Source organism: Amycolatopsis sp. TRM77291 (genome assembly GCF_054166285.1).
The window spans coordinates 1,491,337-1,510,239 of sequence record NZ_JBSZHF010000001.1; the positions used below are offsets into that span (position 1 = coordinate 1,491,337).

The window sequence follows — 18,903 nt, forward strand, 5'->3', positions numbered from 1 at the left end:
AAGCAAGTGGTCGACCGAACGCGAAGATCGTCGCCTAGCATCGGCACCATGACGACAGGCACCATGACGACAGTGGAACTGACCCGCTTCAAGGTCCCGGCCGACCGCGCGGACGAACTGCTCCAGGCCCGGGCCGCGATGCTCGCCGACTTCCGGGCCGACCGGGAAGGGTTCCTCGACGCCCAGCTGATCCGGGTCGACGACGAGTCCTGGCTCGACGTCGTGTGGTGGCGCTCATCGGAGGACTTCGCCGCGTCCCGGGAGAAGGGAGCGAACCTGCCGGGGATCAAGGCGTTCTTCGCGCCCATCACCGAGTTGATCTCCGCCGAGGAGGGTACCACCGGGGATTTCCGGGCGTAGCCCACATACCGGGACAGGAAATATCATCACCGCCCGCCCGTTGACCTGGGGAAAGAGCAAGGTCACGGAAGGGATCGGCGATGAGCACAAGCCTGGACACGTTCACGCACGACTGGCAGGACTGGAAGACTCAGCGCGAGCGCGATCTCGCCGATCCGCTCGGCTGGCTCGCCCTGGTTTCCCTGGACTGGCTTGAGGACAAGTCGCGCGCGTACGACGGGTTGCCCGGCCTGTGGTGGCAGGACGCCGAAGCGGCGTACCTCGACCCTCAGGGCGCCGATCTTTCGCACGACGGTGAGCGGATCACCGGTGTCCGCCGCTTCGAGCTGGTCAACAGCGGCGCGACCACCAGGGTCGTCGCCGGCGAGATCGAGATCGAGGTGGCGCGCCGCGGCGGGTACCTGATCCGGACGCATGACCCGAAGGCGCCGGTGCTGAACGCTTTCCGCGGTGTCCCGGCGTACGAGCCAGACGCGGCCTGGGTGCTGTCCGGGACTTTCGAGCCCTTCGACGAGCCGCGGCCGACCACGGTCGGAGCGGTCGTCGAAGGGCTCAGCCATGTCTACGTCTCGCCGGGCATCGTGCGTTTCGACCACGACGGCGCGGAGCACACGCTCACCGCGTTCAACGGCAAGAAGGACGGCCTGCTCATCCTGTTCACCGACGCCACGAGCGGCGTCACCACTTACGCGGCGAACCGGTCGCTCGCGGTGCCGCCTCCCGCGGAGGACGGGTCGGTCGTCCTCGATTTCACCCGCGCGACGAATCTGCCGTGCGCGTTCACCGATTTCGCCACGTGCCCGTTGCCACCGGCTGGCAACAACCTGCCGTTCGCGGTCGAAGCGGGGGAGAAGCTGCCCTACGAACGGCTGGGCTGAACAGTCGCGAGCGCCGTCATCGCCTCCTGTTCGAGCCGGGCCAGCTCGGACAGGAGGGCGGACGCGTCGTTCAGCTTCCCGGCGTCACCGGTTTCCCCTGCCAGGGTGAACAATCCCGCGACATCTGTCCATAGTGGAGTGATTTCGCGGTATTTCTCATACGCGGTGCGGAGACCGGTGTCGTCGACGAGCGCTGTGCATTCTCCGAGGAAGTCACGGTAGATCCGGCGGAAGAGCGCGCCGCCGGTCCCCGCCCGCTCCATCAGCATGGCGGCCTGCGGAAGGTCGCGCGCCGGATCACTGCTGCGCTCCAGCCATTTCCGCACCTGGACGGCGGCTTTGCCGATCCCGCGATAGCCGAGGTTCGCGATGGGCGGGTCGAGGAACTCGGCCGCGTTGGCCCGGACGGCCGCGCGGATGGCGTCGGCGAGCGGAACGAGAGGCGCGTCGACGCCAATGGTGAACGAGCGGTTCTTCGCCGTCATCGGGCCCTTCTCCCCGCGGGCTCGTTCGAGGCTCTCCAGCGAGGTCGACACGGCCCCACCCTGCTGAGCCGTGTCGACGAGGGACGCACGCTCGTCGTCATAGCCGTACAAGGCGACGAAGTGCCCGCCGAAGTGGACTTTAGACGTGAAGTACTCCAGGTGGTACGAGTCGAGTTGCAGGCCGACCGGCACACCGGCGTCGATCTCCTCGGTCACGTTCCGCCACGCCGTGCGTGCTGACGTCGTTTCCTTGACCCGCAGGGACAACCCGAGCCGGTCGGTCAGCCTTCGCGTGATCTCGACGGGTTTGCTCCGCCCGCCGAGGAACGGGAACGGCAGGTTCTTCCCGTCCCAGTAGACGAAGCCCAAGCCTTCGCCGAGCCCGAACAGCATCGGCTCGGACAGCTCGATCCCGGCGTGCCGCAGGAGGACGTCGAGGGTGCTGGTCTCACAGTGCTCCCCGCCCGCGGACGCGATTCCCTCGATGATCACGAGGTCACCGGCCAGGCGATTTCGGTGCGGTAGGCCTCGGGCGCGACGCCCGGTCCCGGTGCCACCAGGTAGAGCTCTTCAGCGGGCCCCGCGGGGACGCGGTCGCGCTCGGCGATCCAGCGGCCGAGCGATCGGTACGCGATCTCGACGTCTTCGTAGCCACCTTCGTGGATGGTCGCCACGAGCAGACCACCGGGAAGCTCGGCGGGGCCGATCTCCCCGGCTTCCTGTACCGGCCCGCTGACGGGGATGAACAGTTCGACGGTCAGCTCCTCGGGATCGTCAGTGAGGTAACGGGTCCCGGGCGGTCCGGACGGTACAACCCCTTGCGCGCCGAGCGCCGCGAACAGCCGGGCGTACGCGGGACCGATCCGCTCCGCCAGGCCGCTCAGCGGGGTCCGGACCGACAGGCGCGCGATCGGCTGCGGCGTGCGCACACGCTCGTAGACATGCAGCCACCGCGTCGGTTCGGCGAGCACGGAGTCGAGCCCGTCGGTGATCGCCGCTAGCTCCGCGGCCCGTGCCGCCACCCGGTCGTGATGTCGTTTGATCGCGGCCTTGACCTCGTCCGGATCGCCCGCATCGAGGATCCCCGCGATCTCCGCCAGCGGCACCTCGAGCTCCCTCAGCCGCCGGATGAGGCTCGCGCGGGCGAACTGTTCGAGCGAATACCGGCGGTACCCGGTGCCGGGGTCGATCCTGGCGGGCACCAGCAGCCCGATCCTGTCGTAGTTCCGCAGCGCGCGGACCGACAGCCTCGTGGCGTGCGCGAACACGCCGATCGGCATCAAGGTCGTCATGGGACCAGCCTGAACCCTCTCCCGGGGAGAGGGTCAAGCCGGTACCTCACCCCAGTGACAGCCGATCGAGATCCGGGGCGGACGCGTGGTCGTTGTGCAGTGTGATCGTGTTCGCCCCCGCCTTCAGTTCGACCGGTAAAGACGTCGTGAGCTGGGTGTTGTTGCCGGCGCCGTCGACCTTCACCTCGATCGGCGTACCGCCGTTCACCGTGACGAAGTACGAGCGCGGCCCGTTGACGGTGAAATCGATGTGGAGGGTGTAGCGCCTGGTCTCGGGCACGGTGACGTCGTCGAACCGCACGAACGAACCCGGGTCGCCGCCGATATTGCGGACCTTCTGCCCGCCCGAGCACACCCCGCAGTTCGTGATCCCCGCGTCGCCGACGTCGTTCGCCGAGTCTTCGGCCTCCCGCATGAAGACCCGGTCCGCGGGACGAGGGCTCACGCGGACGGGTTTGCTCACCGATTGAACCCGGCCGAGCAGGTCGAACGACGCGGTGACCGGGACGTCGGCCGCGGTGACACCTTCGGGGGAGACCAGCGTCCACGAGGCTTCGAGCTCGTTCCCGACCCGCATGGACGCCGTCGTGGCCGGAGCTCCCTGCAAGGTCCAGCCCGCCGGAACCACGGGCGCCAGACGGACCTGCTTGATCGTGTCGTCGGCGTCGAGCCGCAGCTTCGCGGTCACCTGAAGGGATTGCCGACCCGGCGCGAGCCATTGGAGGCCGCCCGGTTCGACGGTCAGTGTCGTTTTCGGCGTGTAGGACGGCGGTGGCAGGGGAGCGATCGCGATCCGATCGAGGCCTGGCCCCGAAGTGGCGTTGCTGAACACCTTGACCGTGTTGGCGCCGGCGTTCAGGTCGACGGGAACCGCCGTCGAAGCCACGACTCCTGGCGTTCCCGCGTCGATCGCCGTCTCGACAGGGGCGCCGCCGTTGACACTCACCGCCACCGACGTCGCGGGCCCGCCCAACGTGTCGAGCTGAAGCCGGTGGGTTCCGGTTTCGGTGGCCGTCACATTCGGGTAGGTGACCGAGTTGCGCGGGCCGCCACCGAGCCCGGTGACCTGGAACGATCCGGAGCAGGACGAGCAATGGCCGAGCTTGGCACGGCCGTCGTGGTCGTTGCGGAAGGACTCCGCCTCCAGCGGAACCTGCGCGCCCAGCACAGAACTCGGGTAGCCGTACGCCACCTTGATCTCGTCGATCGCCAACTGCTTGTAGAAGGGTTTCGCCTGCGGCCCGGACCAGGTGTTCAGCACTTCGAGTTTGACGAACCGGGTCTGCCGCTCGCCGAAATCGATGAACTGCAGGCCGCGGGCGCTCGGCATCGCGCCGGTGCGGACCGGTTCACCCCAGTTCCGCCCGTCGTCACTGACGTAGACGCGATAGTCCTTGATCCGCGCCGAGTCCTCCGGCCTGCCGAACGACTCGCGCGCGTGCGTCGGCGACATCTCGCGCTGGTTCACCGCGAGGTAAGCGGCGGTCCGCCGCCTGCCGAGGTCCAGGGTCAGCGACACCGGCTGCTTGCCGTCGGCGTCCCAGTAGTTCTCGAAGTTCCCGTCGACCAGGTTCGACGCGGGATGGCCGTCCCGTGCGGACGAAGCGGTCGCCTTGATCGTGCGGGAGTCGTGGAAGTACCGTTGCCCGGCCGTTTCCACCTTGAACACCGTGTCGTACGGGTCCCAGTCCTTGATGTCCACAATGGTCAGGTAGCCGCCGGATTGACTGAAACGCAGCGGCTTGCCCGTGCGCAGGTCGGAGACCCCGGTCACCTTGTATCCGTTGTCGCGCAAGCGGAGCAGGTCGGTGCGCGGCCGCGTGACCACGTGGAGGTACTGCGTCGCCGCGCCGGGCTCGACGGTGATGACGCCGTGCGCGCCGTCATTCCAGAACCCGGGCTGCATCCCGCCGTACATGTACCCGCCGCCCTCTTTGCCTTGCAGGGAGGACTTGATCGGGGGCACCCAGCTCGCCATGAAGTTGTTGTACGCCTCCTGCCGCGGCGGGAACTTCCCGTTCACCATCGGGGTCTCGGCCATCAGCGACTTCATCGACGAACCCGCGTTGGCGATGTAGCGCCCGGTGGACAGCCGGAAGTCGACGGCCTGATCGGTGCCGTCGTACCACCAGGCACCGTTGGTCGGCAGCTTGTAGTCGGCCTCGGTGAGCCTCGGCATCGGGGTGAAGGCGGCCTGCGGATAGTCGTACGGCGGTGTGATGCCGGTCTTCTGTTCGTTGCTGACGGTGTCCATGATCGGGGTGTCCTCGTTGTTGTTGCTCAGCAACCAGGACGGCCGTTTCTCGCGGATCTGTTCGTAGAGCCGGTTCTTCTCCCAGTAGTCGTTGTCGTTGTCGATCCAGAACCCGGAGAGGTCCGCGTAGCGGTCCATGACCTCGTGGAAGAGGTCGTAGCTGTACTCACCGAAGCCTGGGCGGGTCGTCAGGTCGACCTGCTTGCCCTTGTAGGCGGAGTACGCGGCGGAATCCAGTGATTCGACACCGGTCTCCTTGTGCCACTGGGGATCGTCGGTCATGTAGAGGATCGTCCGGACGCCTTTGGCATTGCCCGCTTCGACGAGTTCGCCGAGGAGGTCGCGGCGCGTGGAGCAGCTGCCCGGGATCGCAGACGGCCACGGCCGCGCGTAGCCCAGCCTGCTGTGGAAGGTGGCGAGCACGATGTAGGAGGCGCCCAGCTTGCGGGCTTCGTCCACCCAGTAGTCCGCGCTCCAGCCGCCGTCGGTGACGGCGCGTTCCCAAGCCGCGCAATCGGTATGACGTGGTGCGGTGAACATGCCCCAATGGAGGAAGAGGCCGGCGGTGGCTTCGCGCAACCACTTCTGCCGGGGATGGTGCACCTCCGCGCTCGCGGCCGTCGTGGTGAGCAGGCTTGCCAGCAGGGCGAGAACTACGGCGAGCCAGGCGGTGCGATGCGCTCGAACTCTCATGACCATCCGCTCTCATCCAAGGCGTGGTTTCCCGAGAGATCCGATGATTGCGGCAGAAATGTCAGTGGTCAAGCCCCGATGAGCGGGACATGGCTAAAGTCATCAGAGGTATTACGTGACGTTGAAGGCAGGGCCCCCTCGTCTGCAGTACGAGAGGGCCGTGTCGGTCGTGCTTCAGATGTTGAAGCCCGGGTGGGTCGCGAAGGCGTTGTCGATCACGAGGTTCCCGCGCTGGCGGGCACGTTCACGCAATGCCGACGTCGTGCGGGCACCCTGGGCGTAGAACCACCACAGGTAGAGCGCGCCGTACATCCAGGCGCCCTCGTAGTCCCAGGTGGAGTCGGCGCCGCTCTTGCCGGCGCCGAACACCGAACCCGCCGGGAAGTTCGCGTTGTGCGGCTTCCCGCCCTGGTGCCGCGATTCGTGGATCAGCGTCTCGGCGCGGCCGGGAACGTCCTTGGAGTACCAGAAACCGAGGTACAACTCGATCCGGTCGTCGACGAACGCCCCGCTGAACGAACGTGCGATGGCGCTGCCGTCGCCGCAAAGCGAGCGGAGGTCGTCGCAGTTGTCGCGGACGTACCGGCGGGCCCAGTTCAGCATCGCCCCGGAATAGGCGTCGTTCTGGTAGTCCTGCGCCGAATAGGTCAGCAGGTAGCACGCGTTGAACGTCCGGGCGAGCGGCTTGTCGGTGTTGCACGCGTCTTCCCAGCCGAAGCCGTCGTCCCAGTAGTCCTTGTTGCCCGCGAAACCGTAGGTGTTCCAGAAATAGTCGATGTAGGTCTGGTTGCAGATCGAGGCGCCGTAGAAATTGTCCCCGGTCACGTTCTTGTCGGGCACGGTGTAGCTGCAAGTGGCCATCGGAGATCACCTGTCTGTAGAAGGAATGGGTTCGGTTCAGGAGCGCGGGGGCTCCGGCGGCGGCACGTCGTCGGCCCGTGAGTCCTTCACGTGCCGGCCGCCGACGGCCTGGGGGACCCCGCGGACGTCGACCCGCCGGATGTTCAGCAGGCGCTCGTCCTCGGTGCCGCTGAGCTCCTCGCGCACCCGGCCGGTGAGCTCGGTGTCCCCGGTCTCCGCGATGGCCTGGACCGCCGCGCGCCGTACCGTGAACACCTCGTGCCGGACCTGGCGCAGCAGCAGCTCCTTGGCCGCGCTGTCCCCGGCGGATGCCAAGCGCGCCAACGCTTCCACGGCGGTGGTGCGGATGATCACCTCTTCGCCGACGGTGCTGATCCCGTGGGCGGGGTCGTCTGAACGCTCCGGCGGGATCGGCTGGCGCAGCACGTTTTCCAGCACCGAAGCGGCGGCCGGGTGTCTCAGGTCGGTGAGCAGCTGGACCAGGCCCCAACGCTCCAGGTACTGCTCCTCGGACAAGGCGTCGTACTGCGCTCCGAGCGCCGGGACGACGTCGTCCGCGCGCTCGCGAAGCCGGTCGAGGCTCCGCTGGTAATTGCGCTCGGCGTCCTCGCCGGACGCGGCCATGGTTTCGGTGGCCTTGGTGACCAGTTCGCCGATTTCGCTGTCCGAAAAGCTTCCGAGGCCCGAACTGTCCGGGCCCGCTTCGAGATTGTCGCCACCCGGGCCCAAGGACGGGGTGTCGGGATTGCGTGGGGTCGGCATGAGGTTCTCCTTCGCAGCGGCAGTGATGCTGACGGAAGGAAGGAACGCGAACCCGGACGGCAGATACCTGATTTTCCGAAAATTCGCCCGTTGGGGCAGAACGTGATTTTCACCGCGGGAATCCGAAAAGGATTTTGCTCACCGAAAACGGGATGATCGCCGAAAAGCCTTCACGGATTCCCGCTCGTGATCAATGACGGACGTCGATGACGACACGGTTCGGCGAGGTCAGGGTGAAGACGCTGACCGAGGTCCTCGATCGGACACCGAGACCGATGGACAGGGTGCCCTCGAAGTCGCCGGTGACCGCGACCGCCATGACGTTGCGCAGATTCCGGGTCCGGAACTTCTGCGGTCCGGGATAGGTCGGATTCCCGGCGTCGTCGTGTGCCGCGGCGGGCGGCGCGGTGACCGCGACGAAGAATTCCCCGGTCAGCCAGACGATCTCGCCGGAACCGTCGGCGATCAACTCGTCGACGAGGTCGTACCGGACGGCGGGAGCCGGACCGGCGGTCAGGTCGAGCACGACCCGGTCGAAGCCGGGGTTCTGGCCGGTGCGGATCCCGGTCATGGCGGGGATCTGCGGTGCCGCGGCGGACGCCGGGACGACCGCGGCGACGGCGCCGGTCAGCATCAGGACGGTGGCGGCGAGCGCGCGTCGTAGGGTGATGGTCATGAGATGACCTCCTGCCGGAGAGTTGTTTCCGGAGAGACGCCTCCAGGGCTGGGAGGTTGTATTCTTCGCGCGATCGTTACCGATCGCCGAATTCGCGTCTAACGATCTCGAAGTCGGCGGGGAAATGGTTTCTCACTTGCTTCGCTAGCCAGCGCATGTAGCGGAGATCGCTTTTCGCGGAAGCGATGAGATGGGTGAATCTCCGGTCGTCTTCGCGATAGCTGTCGTCCTGCGAGGCGAAGACGCATTGGACGTCAGTGGTGCCGCCGCTCCAGCAGAGTGCGCCGAGAAGGTACTGCTCGACGACGAGGTTGTAGTCCTCTAGTGGCGCGAGCCGTCGCCAGGCCGTCTGGTTCTCCGCCGACTCCACCATGCGGATGGCGAGATCGGCGTAGCGGCGGAGGAAGGAAATCGCCGTGCCGCCGACGATTCCGGTGCACAGCGCGGCTTCCCCGGTGTAGTCGCTGAATTCCTTCGGCAGGAAGCCGCCCGTGCTCCGGATCGCCGCGACGGCGGCCGCCGGGCGGTAGTAGCCCGCATCGGAAGCCGGTGCGTGCTCGGGATTCTGGGCGACGACCTCGCCGTCGAGCCCTCGCGCCGGGAATCCGGGCCAGAGGAACACGTCGTTGTCGATGTGCAGGAACGGCTCGCGCTGCTCGCGGTACGCGTGCAACTTCCCGAGCGCCCACCAGGACGGGTCCTGCCCGGCGAGTCCGTCGAGCGTCAGGGAAATGTCGTCGAAGGGCAGCCGTAGCCGCCCGACGAGCAGATCGTGTCCCCAGCCGTCGGTCACCAACGCCGTCGTCGGGAAGAGGCGGGACGCGAGCCGGAACGACAGGATCCAGGACAACGCGTGGAAGAAGTCGCTCGGCCAATGCCTTCCGTGCCGGCGCCGGTACGGGACGCTCCAGAACGACCAGACCGCCCGGCGGATCGGCCGCGCGGCCCTGTCACCTGGACGGAGCACGCGGACCGGCGGAGGGCGCCAACCCGGCACGCTGATCTCGCCGTATCCGCCGTGGCGGGGGATTCCGGGCGCGAGCAACCGGCCGCCGATGGCGACCGCGGTGCCGGGGTCGTATCCGTAGTACGGCATCGCGCTGTGGTTCGGGCCGGGGAGGTCGAACGTTACGCTCGTTTGTGGTGTACTAGTACACCTTGGGCGCGACGACCGGTGAAAGCCTTCGCCGGTTCTGATCTTTCACGGTCAGGAGGAGTTTCTTGTCGTCACGAGCGGGGACGCAGCCCGTGTTCCTGGAACGCCTGCTGCTGGACGTGGAAATGCGGCGAGGGCAGGTCCATCGCCGTCTGGCCGTGCGAACCGTCATCGCCTGCGAACACGGCGTCGACGGCTTCCGGGACTCGGTCCCCGTCAAAGCGATCATCGGCTGCCGCGCCGAGACTTCGGTGCTGCGCTTCCCGAAGCCGTTGCGCAAAGGAGAACGGCACGAGTTCGTCTCCCTCGTCTGCGACGACGATCTGGACGGCGAGAGACAGTGGATCAATGTCGACGTCGACCATCACGGGATCGCGCCCGGCGCCGTCGACGGTGAGGGCAAGGTGATCGGAGGGCTGAACGTCAGCATCACGTTCGACGACCGCGTTCCCGAAGCCTGCTGGTGGTACGCGGAGCAGACCGAGTGCGAGCGCGTGGTCCGGCCGCCCGCCGGCGATCGGCGTCTGCTCGAGATCCGGCGCGGCGTCGTCGAGCACACGTTCGCGGGGCCTTGCCGTCCACGGGAGCAGTACGGCATCGCTTTTCGCTGAGGGGAGTGAACATGGCCGGTGACGTGGGCTTGGAGTCGCTGCTCGACTACGCGCGAGAGGACCGGGTCGGGCTCTCGGTCGTGGTCGCCGTGGCGGGAGCGAAGGCGGGCGAAGGTGCGACGTTCGCGGAGAAGACCGCGGTACTGCTCTCGGTGGTCGGTGACTTGATGGACCGGGGCGCGGTCCCCGGCGACCTGGTGGGCGCGGATCGCGACTTCGTGGCTTGGCCGGGGTCGAAGGCCGCCGTTCTTTCGCGGCTGGCGTGCGAGGTCAAAGCGCTGGGGGAGGAGGCGGCGACGGGGGAGCTTTGCTGGATCCACGATCCGGCCGCCGGTTCCGCTCTCGGGCCAGTGTAGCTTGAGGTGCTACGCGTCGCTACACTCTTCGTCATGAAGGTGATCACCCAGCGCGAGTTTCGCAACAACTCCGCCGCCGTCATGGATGCGGTCGAGGCAGGGGAGACGTATCACGTCACCCGCAACGGCGTTGAGGTGGCAGAACTCCGGCCTCTTTCTCGTAGGCGCCGTCTGAGTGCGGAGGAACTGGTTCAGCGGCACCGAGGGTTGCCTCGGGTCGAGGCGGCCCAGATCCGGCAGGAAGCCGACGACTTCTTCGGCTCTGAGGACCGGGTGGACACCGACGATGTGTGGGAGCGGCGCCGTGGCTGAGCGACCCGAGACGGGCGTGTTGGACACCTGCGCGTACATCGACCTCGGTCTTCTCGACCCCTCGGCGTTGCCTCGCTTGCCGGAGATCACCGCGATCACGATGGCTGAATTGCATCAAGGTGTGGCGATGGCCAAAGATCCGGCCGTACGTGCGGCACGCACCGAGAAACTCGGCGCCGCGATCGTGGACTTCGCCCCTTTGCCGTTCGACGGCGATGCGGCAGCCCGATACGGGACACTGGTGGCGCTGGTTCTCGCGGCGAACCGCGACCCGCGCCCTCGGCGGATGGACCTGATGATCGCCGCCATCGCGTCCTCGCGGGAGTTGCCGCTCTACACCCGCAACGAAGACGATTTCAAAGGGTTGGACAGCATGGTCGAGGTTGTCGCCATCTGAGCGTCGCCAAGGGCTTCTTCATGGAAGCCCTCGGAAATGTGCCGAGTTCCACGACTTCGGGAATTCGGTGTGAGAAGTTGCTGGAATTACTTCCAGCGGCAGGTTATCCAGATTGTTCGCCGTGGTGCAGTCCGCACTTCCCCGGAGCGAAATGCCGAACGGGGCCACCTACTGGGTAGGCAGCCCCGTTTCGCAACAGCTTTCAGCTCACCAGCCGCGTTCGCGCCACTCCGCCAGGTGCGCCCGCTGCTCACCAAGCGTCGAGTCGTCCCCATGCCCCGGGTAGAACCACGTCTCGTCCGGCAGTTCGTCGAAGATGCGGGAAGACACATCGTCCAGCAGCGACTTGAAGTCCTCCGGCGAGTTCGTCTTCCCGACGCCGCCGGGGAACAGCGAGTCCCCGGTGAACAGGTGCGGGTGCCCGTTCGGGTCGCGGTACAGCAGCGCGATGGAGCCAGGGGTGTGGCCGCGCAGGTGGATCACCTCGAGGGTGGTCTGCCCGACCTTCACCGTGTCGCCGTGTTCGACGAGGAAGTCCGGCGGGATCGGCAGCGGTTCGGCGTCCAGCGGGTGGGCGGCGGTGTTCGCGCCGTTCGCGCCGGCGACGGCGCCGAGGGCCTGCCAGTGGTCCTGGTGCTGGTGGGTGGTCACGACGGTCTTCAGCGCGGGCCGGTCGGGGCCGTGGCCGATGAGGTCGGAGATCCGCTCCGGGTCGTTCGCGGCGTCGATCAGCAGCGCTTCGTTCTCGGCGCGGCAGACGAGCAGATACGCGTTGTTGTCCATCGGGCCGACCGACAGCTTCGTGATGGTGAGCGCGTCCAGGGTGCGACGGGCGGCGTCGCCGCCGGGGTCGACATGCCCGGTGTAGGTCTCGACGATGTTCACACCGCATACGGTAGTCGTTCGCCTGCAATCGGTTCCACCCGCACAGGCGGCGCACAGGTGCAGGACGTAGGCTCGCGTCGCCCCGCCAGCCGAACCACAGGACGCTCGTGCCCGACGCTTCGCCGCGCGCCTCGCGCAAGATCAGCTGGGACGTCCTTCGCGTTGTAGCCGTCTTCGCGGTCATGCTCGGGCACGTCACCCATCAGGGGGCGCTTCTGCATCCCGAACTGGTGGGGTACCCCTTTCAGGTGACCGCTCAGTTCGGCGCGGCCATCCTTCTGGTGATTTCCGCCTTCTTCGTGTGCGCGAGCCTGCGCAAGGGGCGGCCCGGGCGGTGGCTGTGGAACCGGGTCGCGCGGCTGGTGCCCGCGTACCTGGTGGCGGTGGCCGTCACCTACGTCGTCGCCCGGTACGCGACGATCCGGTTCAGCGGTTTGCCGTTCCCGCCGGGACTGTCCGGATTCCTGTTCGGCGTGCCGCAGGGCCCGCCGTCCGATCCGTCGCCCTGGTACGTCCCCACCGGCGCCGATCTGCTCGCCAACCTGGGCATGGTCCAGGAATGGGGCTGGCGGTACGAGCTCTTCTACTATCTCGACGGCGCCTACTGGACGCTGCCGGTCCAGCTCGCCGCCTTCACCGCCGCCGCCCTGCTCTGGCCACGCCGGTGGCGCACCCACCGGCTCACCGTCGGGCTGCTCTGGGCGCTGATCCTGGTGCCGCTTTTCCTTCGGTTCGTCGTGTTCGACCCGGTTTCCACGCCGAAGCTCGTGGAGACCTTCTACTACGGCCTCGGCCTGCACCGCGTGCACGTCTTCGCCATCGGGATCGCGATCTGGCTGTGGTCGAAACGACGTCTAGCGCACTGGCACGTCGCGTTGTTCGTGCTCGCCGCCTGCGCCGCGCAGGACCTGCAGGTCTTCCCGTTCCACCAGGCCCTGCCGAACGATCCCGAGCGCTGGCCCTCGGCCATCGGGTTCGCGATCATGCTTCTGCTGGTGTGCCTGGCCGCGCGCGGACCGGACTGGCGGCTGCCGGGCATCTCCAGGGTCGCCCCGGCTGTTACCTGGCTCGCGGGCATCTCGTATGGTCTTTATCTGGTGCACCAGGAACTCGGTTACATCCTGGCCCGTGCCCTGCTGAACGCCGGCGTCCCCGGTTGGCTGCGGCTCCCCATCGTGCTGGCCGCCGCCGTGTTCGGGGGCTGGGCGATCACCGCCGGCGTTGAACGACCGGTCCACCGGTGGCTCACCGCTCGCCGGGATCGACGCGAAAAGCCGGGAAAACCGCAGGTCAAAGAGTCGGAACCGATTTCTGTCGGTGGTGCCTCGTAGCATGGATGCGGCCGCCCGTGCAGCTATCGACCGGGACGGCGACCGCAGCTGAGAATGAAACCTGAAGGGACCCTGGCGTGGCTGATCGCCTCGTTGTTCGCGGCGCCCGCGAGCACAACCTCCGCGGTGTGGATCTCGACCTGCCCCGCGACAGCCTGATCGTGTTCACCGGTCTGTCCGGGTCCGGGAAGTCGAGCCTCGCCTTCGACACCATCTTCGCCGAAGGGCAGCGGCGCTACGTCGAGTCGCTGTCGGCGTACGCGCGCCAGTTCCTCGGCCAGATGGACAAGCCGGACGTCGACTTCATCGAGGGCCTTTCGCCCGCGGTGTCGATCGACCAGAAGTCCACCTCGCGCAACCCGCGCTCGACCGTCGGCACCATCACCGAGGTCTACGACTACCTGCGCCTGCTCTACGCCCGCGCCGGAAAGGCGCACTGCCCGCAGTGCGGCGAGGCGATCAGCAAGCAGACCCCGCAGCAGATCGTCGACCAGGTGCTCGCGATGGAGGAGGGCACCCGCTTCCAGGTGCTCGCTCCGGTCGTCCGCGGCCGCAAGGGCGAGTACCTCGACCTCTTCGAGAACCTGCAGCAGCAGGGCTACGCGCGTGTCGTGGTCGACGGGACGGTCCACCCGCTCACCGACCCGCCGAAGCTGAAGAAGCAGGAAAAGCACCAGATCGCCGTCATCATCGACAGGCTCTCGGTGAAGACCAGCTCGCGGCAGCGGCTCACCGACTCCGTCGAGACGGCGCTCCGGCTGGCCGACGGCCTGATCGAGCTGGAGTTCGTCGACCTCCCGGAGAACGACCCGCATCGCGTACGCGGGTTCTCCGAGAACCTGGCCTGCCCGAACGGCCACCCGCTCGCGATCGAAGACCTCGAGCCGCGGTCGTTCTCCTTCAACGCGCCCTACGGCGCCTGCCCCGACTGCACCGGTATCGGCGTCCGCAAGGAGGTCGACCCGGAGCTCGTGGTCCCCGACGACGAGATGTCCCTCGGCGAGGGTGCCATCGCGCCGTGGGCGGGCGGCCAGAGCGCGGACTACTTCATCCGCCTGCTGGAGTCGCTTTCGGAGACCATCGGCTTCCGCATGGACACGCCGTGGCGCAAGCTGCCGGCGAAGGTGCAGAAGGCCGTCCTGCACGGCGTCGACGAGCAGGTCCACGTCCGCTACAAGAACCGCTACGGCCGCCAGCGTTCGTACTACGCGAGCTTCGAGGGTGTCATCCCGTTCCTCGAGCGGCGCCAGGAGCAGACCGAGTCCGAGTACATGCGTGAGCGGTACGAGGGCTACATGCGCGAGGTGCCGTGCCCGGCCTGTCAGGGCACGCGGCTCAAGCCGGAGATCCTCGCCGTCACCCTGGAGCACAAGACGCAGGGCGACCGGTCGATCGCCGAGGTCTGCGCCCTTTCGATCGCGGAGGCGTCGAAGTTCCTCGACGAACTGGAGCTCGGCAAGCGCGAGCAGGTGATCGCCGGCGCGGTGCTCAAGGAGATCCAGGCGCGACTGCGCTTCCTGCTCGACGTCGGCCTCAACTACCTCTCGCTCGACCGCGCCTCCGGGACGCTGTCCGGCGGCGAGGCGCAGCGCATCCGGCTCGCCACGCAGATCGGCTCCGGTCTGGTCGGCGTGCTGTACGTGCTGGACGAGCCGTCGATCGGGCTGCACCAGCGCGACAACCACCGCTTGATCGAGACGCTGGTCCGCCTGCGGGATCTCGGCAACACGCTGATCGTCGTCGAGCACGACGAGGACACCATCCGCTCCAGCGACTGGGTGGTCGACATCGGCCCCGGCGCCGGTGAGCACGGTGGCCACATCGTCCACAGTGGACCGTACAAGAAGATCCTGCGGAACAAGGAATCGATCACCGGCGCGTACCTGTCGGGCCGCACCAAGATCGAGGTCCCGGCGATCCGGCGCCCGATCGACAAGAAGCGGCAGCTGACCGTCGTCGGCGCGCGCGAGCACAACCTGCGCGGTCTCGACGTGTCGTTCCCGCTCGGCTGCCTCGTGTCGGTCACCGGTGTCTCGGGTTCCGGGAAGTCCACGCTGGTCAACGACATCCTCGCGACCGTGCTGGCGAACAAGCTCAACGGCGCCCGCCAGGTCCCCGGCCGGCACACCCGCGTGAACGGGCTGGCCAACGTCGACAAGCTGGTCCGTGTCGACCAGTCGCCGATCGGCCGCACCCCGCGGTCCAACCCGGCGACGTACACCGGCGTGTGGGACCACGTGCGCAAGCTGTTCGCCGCGACCACCGAGGCGAAGGTGCGGGGCTACCAGCAGGGCCGGTTCTCGTTCAACGTCAAGGGCGGCCGGTGCGAGGCCTGCGCCGGTGACGGCACGATCAAGATCGAGATGAACTTCCTGCCGGACGTCTACGTCCCGTGCGAGGTCTGCAAGGGCGACCGGTACAACCGCGAGACGCTCGAGGTGCACTACAAGGGCAAGACAGTCTCCGACGTGCTGAACATGCCGATCGAGGAGGCGGCCGAGTTCTTCGAGCCGATCAAGGCGATCCACCGGCACCTGGCGACCCTCGTCGACGTCGGCCTCGGCTACGTCCGGCTCGGGCAGCCCGCGCCGACGCTGTCGGGCGGTGAGGCGCAGCGCGTCAAGCTCGCCAGCGAACTGCAGAAGCGGTCCACCGGCAAGACGGTCTACATCCTCGACGAGCCGACCACGGGTCTGCACTTCGAGGACATCAGCAAGCTGATCGGCGTGATCAACGGGCTGGTGGACAAGGGCAACACGGTGATCGTCATCGAGCACAACCTCGACGTCATCAAGACCTCGGACTGGATCATCGACATGGGTCCCGAGGGTGGTTCCGGCGGTGGCACCGTGATCGCGGAGGGCACGCCGGAGCACGTCGCTTCGGTGGAGGAGAGTTACACCGGGCAGTTCTTGAAGACCGTTCTCGCATAGCGGCTCGTGAGTGGTAAGGACGGTTCTAACCGTCCTTACCGCTCACGAGGTCCAGCACCGGAGAAGCGGGCCCGTAGTAGAAGGCGCGCAGCCGGTACGAGGCGCCTTCTTCGCCCGGCATCGTGGCGAGCCCGGCCGACGTCGTCCCCGGATCGGAGACCTCGATCGGCACGAACTCGGCGGCGCCGGGTTTCTTGATCTCCACGAGGAAACCGTCTTCGTCGGTCGAGCGATCCGTCCAGCCGAACCGCACCATCTCCTCCGGCGCGGGCTCGGCCCGGAACGAGGCCGGAGCGGCCTTGCGATCACCCGTCCGCAGAGACGCGGCGGGACCGGCCGCGGCCGGAGTGGCACGGCCGGAAACCGTGACGGCGTCCGAAACGGCGCCGTAGAACGGCCGGATCCGGTAGTAGAACCGTGTTTCCGGCATCAGGTCCGGATGCCGGTAGGTCGTCTGCCGCGGCGGCACGAACTGCAGGATCGTGTATTCGCCCTGCGGATCGGTGGTGTACTCGACGACCCGCCCCGCGGCGGCCGGATCGTCGTCGGGCCAGCTCAGGTCGACGTTCACGGGATCCGTCAGCGTCGCGGTGAAACGGGGCTCCTCGCCGCATCCCGACACGAAGGCGACCGCCAGCAGAACGGCCACGAGTTTCCTTGGCACGCCGAGACCCTCCCGGGAATCAGGCGGCGGCGGAATCCGGAGGCGTCAGCATACGAGCGCGTCCGGTGATCGACAAGGCCCCGGTTGAACCGCGTCCCCGTGCCGTCCGTGTGGGAGGCAAGAGGAGGCGGACATGGAGAACCGAGGAGAGGCCGGTGCCGATGCACAGTTCGATCGCGGCGCGCGCCGAACGATCCACTCTGCCCCTGCGGGTTGCAGTACTGTCCTCGCCGACCCAGAAGACCGTCGGGAGGACGCGAGTGGCGATCGGAGGCTGGCGGCCCAAAAAGGCCAAAGGCGAGGACTTGGTCCGGCACTTGTACGCCGAACACGGGCGAAGCCTGCTGGCGTACGCGACGAGGCTGACCGGGGACCGCGCGGCCGCGGAGGATGTCGTGCAGGAGACCCTGGTCCGGGCCTGGAAGCACGCCGAAGACCTGGAGAACGACGCGAAGGGATCGGTGCGGGGCTGGCTGCTCACGGTGGCCCGCAACATCATCACCGACCGCGCGCGGGCCAGGGCGGCGCGGCCACCGGAAGTGGCGGAGCCGGAGGAAGGGGTGCCCACCCCGGCGGTCGAGCGGGATCACGCGCAGAGCGTCGTGGACTCGATGGCCGTGCTCGGGGCGATGGACGGCCTTTCCACGGAACATCGTGAGGTGCTGGTGGAGATCTACTACCGGGGCCGGACGGTGGCCGAAGCGGCACAGTCCCTCGGCGTGGCCCCGGGTACCGTTAAGTCGAGATCTTATTACGCGTTACGGGCGCTCAGAGCCGTGATGGCGGGACCTGGAAGGGAGGTAGCGCGATGAGTGCGGTGGGACACGACCAGGGCCAGCTCGCCGCCTACGTCCTCGGCGGGCTCACCGCGGCGGAAGCGGCCACGTTCGAGACACATCTGGCGAACTGCCCCACCTGCCGTCGCGAGGTGCGCGAGCTGTCGGAACTGCGGTACCGCCTCGACGAGGTACCGCCGGAGGCGTTCCTCGAAGGACCTCCCGACGGCGGGGACCTGCTGCTGCAGCGCACGCTGCGTCAGGTTCGCGAAGAAGAAGGCACTCAGGAGCGCAAGCCGCGGCGGCTCCTCGCCGTGGCCGGTGCCGCCGTACTGGTCGTCGTGGCGCTGGGCGCGGGCGTGCTGGTCGGACGGCAGACATCCCCCGAACCGGCGACGGTGGCGCTGCCGGTGCCGACGGTGGCGGCCCCGGTGCCCGGCACCCGGGATCTCGCGGCCACCAACCGGGACACGGGAGTGCAAGTGGCGGTACGGGTGGTTCCGGCCGCGGGATGGGTGCGCCTGCACGCCAAGGCGACCGGCGTCCGCGAGGGTGAGAAGTGCTCGCTCATCGTGGTGACCAAAAGCGGAGAGCGGGTCAACGCGGGCAGCTGGCTCGTTTCGGAGAAGGGGCAGCGCGAGGGGACCGGTGTCGACGGTTCCGCGTTGGTCGCCCCGGGCGACGTGGCCTCGGTCGACGTCGTGACCATGGACGGCCGGAACCTGGTGTCGGCGCGCGTATGACGGATTCGTTCGCGGGTCGCGGAGGCGGTTGGTACCGTTTCCGCGACACGTGGCTGCTTCCGGCCTCGCCCAAGGCGGTTTTCGACGCCGTCGTCGACCTGGCCGCGTATCCGCTGTGGTGGCGCGACGTCCGATCGGTCAGCCAGGTGGACGAGGACACCGCCGAACTCGTCTGCCGGTCCAGGCTGCCGTACGCGCTGACCGTACGGATGCACCGGGACCGGCAGGACGAGCGCGAGGGCCGGGTGCGGGTCCTGCTCAGCGGCGATCTCGAAGGAACGCTGGCCGGCGCGCTGATGGCGGTGGGGACCGGCACCAGGCTGGAGATCACGCAGGAGGTCGAGGCGCGGAAACCGTTGCTGCGCAAGCTCGATCGGATAGCGCGGCCGGTGTTCCGGATCAACCACGCGCTCATGATGCGGCGGGGTCACAACGGATTACGGGGGTATCTGCGGGCGTCCGCGGGATAGGCTCGCGC

General features: G+C 67.7%; 20 protein-coding genes. 11 read left to right on the plus strand and 9 right to left on the minus strand.

The window, feature by feature from the left end:
- The first annotated feature begins 48 nt into the window (after positions 1-48).
- Both ACXIZN_RS07155 and ACXIZN_RS07160 read left to right on the plus strand, forming a co-directional pair.
- Entirely contained in the window at positions 49-360 is a 312-nt protein-coding gene (locus tag ACXIZN_RS07155) for an antibiotic biosynthesis monooxygenase family protein (RefSeq protein WP_457953183.1), read from the plus strand.
- A gap of 80 nt (positions 361-440) precedes the next feature.
- Complete coding sequence (locus tag ACXIZN_RS07160) at positions 441-1,238, plus strand: DUF1684 domain-containing protein (protein WP_457953184.1); 798 nt, start codon at positions 441-443, stop codon at positions 1,236-1,238.
- On the opposite strand, the gene ACXIZN_RS07165 is transcribed toward ACXIZN_RS07160, so the two are convergent.
- The 7 genes from ACXIZN_RS07165 to ACXIZN_RS07195 all read right to left on the minus strand — a co-directional run bounded on the left by ACXIZN_RS07165 (position 1,220) and on the right by ACXIZN_RS07195 (position 9,357).
- On the minus strand, positions 1,220-2,215 hold the full coding sequence (locus tag ACXIZN_RS07165; protein ID WP_457953185.1) for a BtrH N-terminal domain-containing protein: 996 nt from the start codon (positions 2,213-2,215) through the stop codon (positions 1,220-1,222). The genes ACXIZN_RS07160 and ACXIZN_RS07165 overlap by 19 nt on opposite strands.
- Positions 2,212-3,015 (minus strand): MerR family transcriptional regulator, encoded by an 804-nt coding sequence (locus tag ACXIZN_RS07170; RefSeq protein ID WP_457953186.1) that lies wholly within the window; start codon positions 3,013-3,015, stop codon positions 2,212-2,214. The genes ACXIZN_RS07165 and ACXIZN_RS07170 overlap by 4 nt, the downstream gene beginning before the upstream one ends.
- A 46-nt stretch (positions 3,016-3,061) precedes the next feature.
- Positions 3,062-5,968, minus strand: a complete 2,907-nt coding sequence (locus tag ACXIZN_RS07175; protein ID WP_457953187.1) for a discoidin domain-containing protein — start codon at positions 5,966-5,968, stop codon at positions 3,062-3,064.
- Positions 5,969-6,136: 168 nt separating this feature from the next.
- Positions 6,137-6,823 carry a hypothetical protein gene (locus ACXIZN_RS07180; RefSeq protein ID WP_457953188.1) on the minus strand — a complete coding sequence of 229 codons (687 nt, stop codon included), beginning with the start codon at positions 6,821-6,823 and terminating at the stop codon, positions 6,137-6,139.
- 36 nt (positions 6,824-6,859) lie between these two features.
- The gene (locus ACXIZN_RS07185; RefSeq protein ID WP_457953189.1) at positions 6,860-7,585 is read right to left on the minus strand and encodes a HEAT repeat domain-containing protein; all 726 of its coding nucleotides are present in this window, start codon (positions 7,583-7,585) and stop codon (positions 6,860-6,862) included.
- Between the two features lie 190 nt (positions 7,586-7,775).
- Positions 7,776-8,261, minus strand: coding sequence for an AMIN-like domain-containing (lipo)protein (locus ACXIZN_RS07190; protein ID WP_457953190.1), 486 nt, complete (start codon positions 8,259-8,261; stop codon positions 7,776-7,778).
- Positions 8,262-8,337: 76 nt separating this feature from the next.
- Positions 8,338-9,357 (minus strand): DUF6734 family protein, encoded by a 1,020-nt coding sequence (locus ACXIZN_RS07195; RefSeq protein ID WP_457953191.1) that lies wholly within the window; start codon positions 9,355-9,357, stop codon positions 8,338-8,340.
- Between the two features lie 125 nt (positions 9,358-9,482).
- Here ACXIZN_RS07195 and ACXIZN_RS07200 point away from each other — a divergent pair, with 125 nt between their 5' ends.
- Genes ACXIZN_RS07200 through ACXIZN_RS07215 form a run of 4 tightly spaced genes read left to right on the plus strand, consistent with a single transcriptional unit; the run spans position 9,483 to position 11,093 of the window.
- On the plus strand, positions 9,483-10,028 hold the full coding sequence (locus tag ACXIZN_RS07200) for a hypothetical protein (protein ID WP_457953192.1): 546 nt from the start codon (positions 9,483-9,485) through the stop codon (positions 10,026-10,028).
- An 11-nt stretch (positions 10,029-10,039) separates the two neighbouring features.
- Complete coding sequence (locus ACXIZN_RS07205) at positions 10,040-10,384, plus strand: hypothetical protein (protein ID WP_457953193.1); 345 nt, start codon at positions 10,040-10,042, stop codon at positions 10,382-10,384.
- A 33-nt stretch (positions 10,385-10,417) separates the two neighbouring features.
- Positions 10,418-10,696, plus strand: a complete 279-nt coding sequence (locus ACXIZN_RS07210) for a type II toxin-antitoxin system Phd/YefM family antitoxin (RefSeq protein ID WP_457953194.1) — start codon at positions 10,418-10,420, stop codon at positions 10,694-10,696.
- 16 nt (positions 10,697-10,712) lie between these two features.
- Positions 10,713-11,093 carry a type II toxin-antitoxin system VapC family toxin gene (locus ACXIZN_RS07215; RefSeq protein ID WP_192742427.1) on the plus strand — a complete coding sequence of 127 codons (381 nt, stop codon included), beginning with the start codon at positions 10,713-10,715 and terminating at the stop codon, positions 11,091-11,093.
- A 207-nt stretch (positions 11,094-11,300) separates the two neighbouring features.
- Here ACXIZN_RS07215 and ACXIZN_RS07220 read toward each other — a convergent pair whose 3' ends face one another.
- Positions 11,301-11,978 (minus strand): MBL fold metallo-hydrolase, encoded by a 678-nt coding sequence (locus ACXIZN_RS07220; RefSeq protein WP_457953195.1) that lies wholly within the window; start codon positions 11,976-11,978, stop codon positions 11,301-11,303.
- 107 nt (positions 11,979-12,085) lie between these two features.
- Here ACXIZN_RS07220 and ACXIZN_RS07225 point away from each other — a divergent pair, with 107 nt between their 5' ends.
- Together ACXIZN_RS07225 and uvrA are read left to right on the plus strand one after the other, a co-directional pair.
- Positions 12,086-13,309: an acyltransferase family protein gene (locus ACXIZN_RS07225; RefSeq protein ID WP_457953196.1), complete on the plus strand. Its 1,224-nt coding sequence runs from the start codon at positions 12,086-12,088 to the stop codon at positions 13,307-13,309.
- Between the two features lie 77 nt (positions 13,310-13,386).
- On the plus strand, positions 13,387-16,242 hold the full coding sequence (gene uvrA, locus ACXIZN_RS07230) for an excinuclease ABC subunit UvrA (RefSeq protein WP_192741640.1): 2,856 nt from the start codon (positions 13,387-13,389) through the stop codon (positions 16,240-16,242).
- 25 nt (positions 16,243-16,267) lie between these two features.
- On the opposite strand, the gene ACXIZN_RS07235 is transcribed toward uvrA, so the two are convergent.
- Positions 16,268-16,891, minus strand: a complete 624-nt coding sequence (locus tag ACXIZN_RS07235) for a fibronectin type III domain-containing protein (protein WP_457953197.1) — start codon at positions 16,889-16,891, stop codon at positions 16,268-16,270.
- 275 nt (positions 16,892-17,166) lie between these two features.
- Here ACXIZN_RS07235 and ACXIZN_RS07240 point away from each other — a divergent pair, with 275 nt between their 5' ends.
- From ACXIZN_RS07240 to ACXIZN_RS07250, 3 genes are read left to right on the plus strand one after another with little or no spacing between them, the layout of a single operon-like run.
- Entirely contained in the window at positions 17,167-17,718 is a 552-nt protein-coding gene (locus ACXIZN_RS07240) for a sigma-70 family RNA polymerase sigma factor (protein WP_167373663.1), read from the plus strand.
- Positions 17,715-18,425, plus strand: a complete 711-nt coding sequence (locus ACXIZN_RS07245; RefSeq protein WP_457953198.1) for an anti-sigma factor family protein — start codon at positions 17,715-17,717, stop codon at positions 18,423-18,425. Before ACXIZN_RS07240 ends, ACXIZN_RS07245 begins: the two co-directional genes overlap by 4 nt.
- On the plus strand, positions 18,422-18,895 hold the full coding sequence (locus tag ACXIZN_RS07250; RefSeq protein WP_457953199.1) for an SRPBCC family protein: 474 nt from the start codon (positions 18,422-18,424) through the stop codon (positions 18,893-18,895). The genes ACXIZN_RS07245 and ACXIZN_RS07250 overlap by 4 nt, the downstream gene beginning before the upstream one ends.
- The last annotated feature ends 8 nt before the right edge of the window (positions 18,896-18,903 follow it).

Coding starts and splice junctions, on each gene's coding strand:
- ACXIZN_RS07210 (WP_457953194.1), top strand. CDS start 10,418: ATGAAGGTGATCACCCAGCGCGAGTTTCGCAACAACTCCGCCGCCGTC.
- ACXIZN_RS07185 (WP_457953189.1), bottom strand. CDS start 7,585: ATGCCGACCCCACGCAATCCCGACACCCCGTCCTTGGGCCCGGGTGGC.
- ACXIZN_RS07170 (WP_457953186.1), bottom strand. CDS start 3,015: ATGACGACCTTGATGCCGATCGGCGTGTTCGCGCACGCCACGAGGCTG.
- ACXIZN_RS07250 (WP_457953199.1), top strand. CDS start 18,422: ATGACGGATTCGTTCGCGGGTCGCGGAGGCGGTTGGTACCGTTTCCGC.
- ACXIZN_RS07245 (WP_457953198.1), top strand. CDS start 17,715: ATGAGTGCGGTGGGACACGACCAGGGCCAGCTCGCCGCCTACGTCCTC.
- ACXIZN_RS07205 (WP_457953193.1), top strand. CDS start 10,040: ATGGCCGGTGACGTGGGCTTGGAGTCGCTGCTCGACTACGCGCGAGAG.
- ACXIZN_RS07160 (WP_457953184.1), top strand. CDS start 441: ATGAGCACAAGCCTGGACACGTTCACGCACGACTGGCAGGACTGGAAG.
- ACXIZN_RS07175 (WP_457953187.1), bottom strand. CDS start 5,968: ATGGTCATGAGAGTTCGAGCGCATCGCACCGCCTGGCTCGCCGTAGTT.
- ACXIZN_RS07180 (WP_457953188.1), bottom strand. CDS start 6,823: ATGGCCACTTGCAGCTACACCGTGCCCGACAAGAACGTGACCGGGGAC.
- ACXIZN_RS07155 (WP_457953183.1), top strand. CDS start 49: ATGACGACAGGCACCATGACGACAGTGGAACTGACCCGCTTCAAGGTC.
- ACXIZN_RS07190 (WP_457953190.1), bottom strand. CDS start 8,261: ATGACCATCACCCTACGACGCGCGCTCGCCGCCACCGTCCTGATGCTG.
- ACXIZN_RS07195 (WP_457953191.1), bottom strand. CDS start 9,357: ATGCCGTACTACGGATACGACCCCGGCACCGCGGTCGCCATCGGCGGC.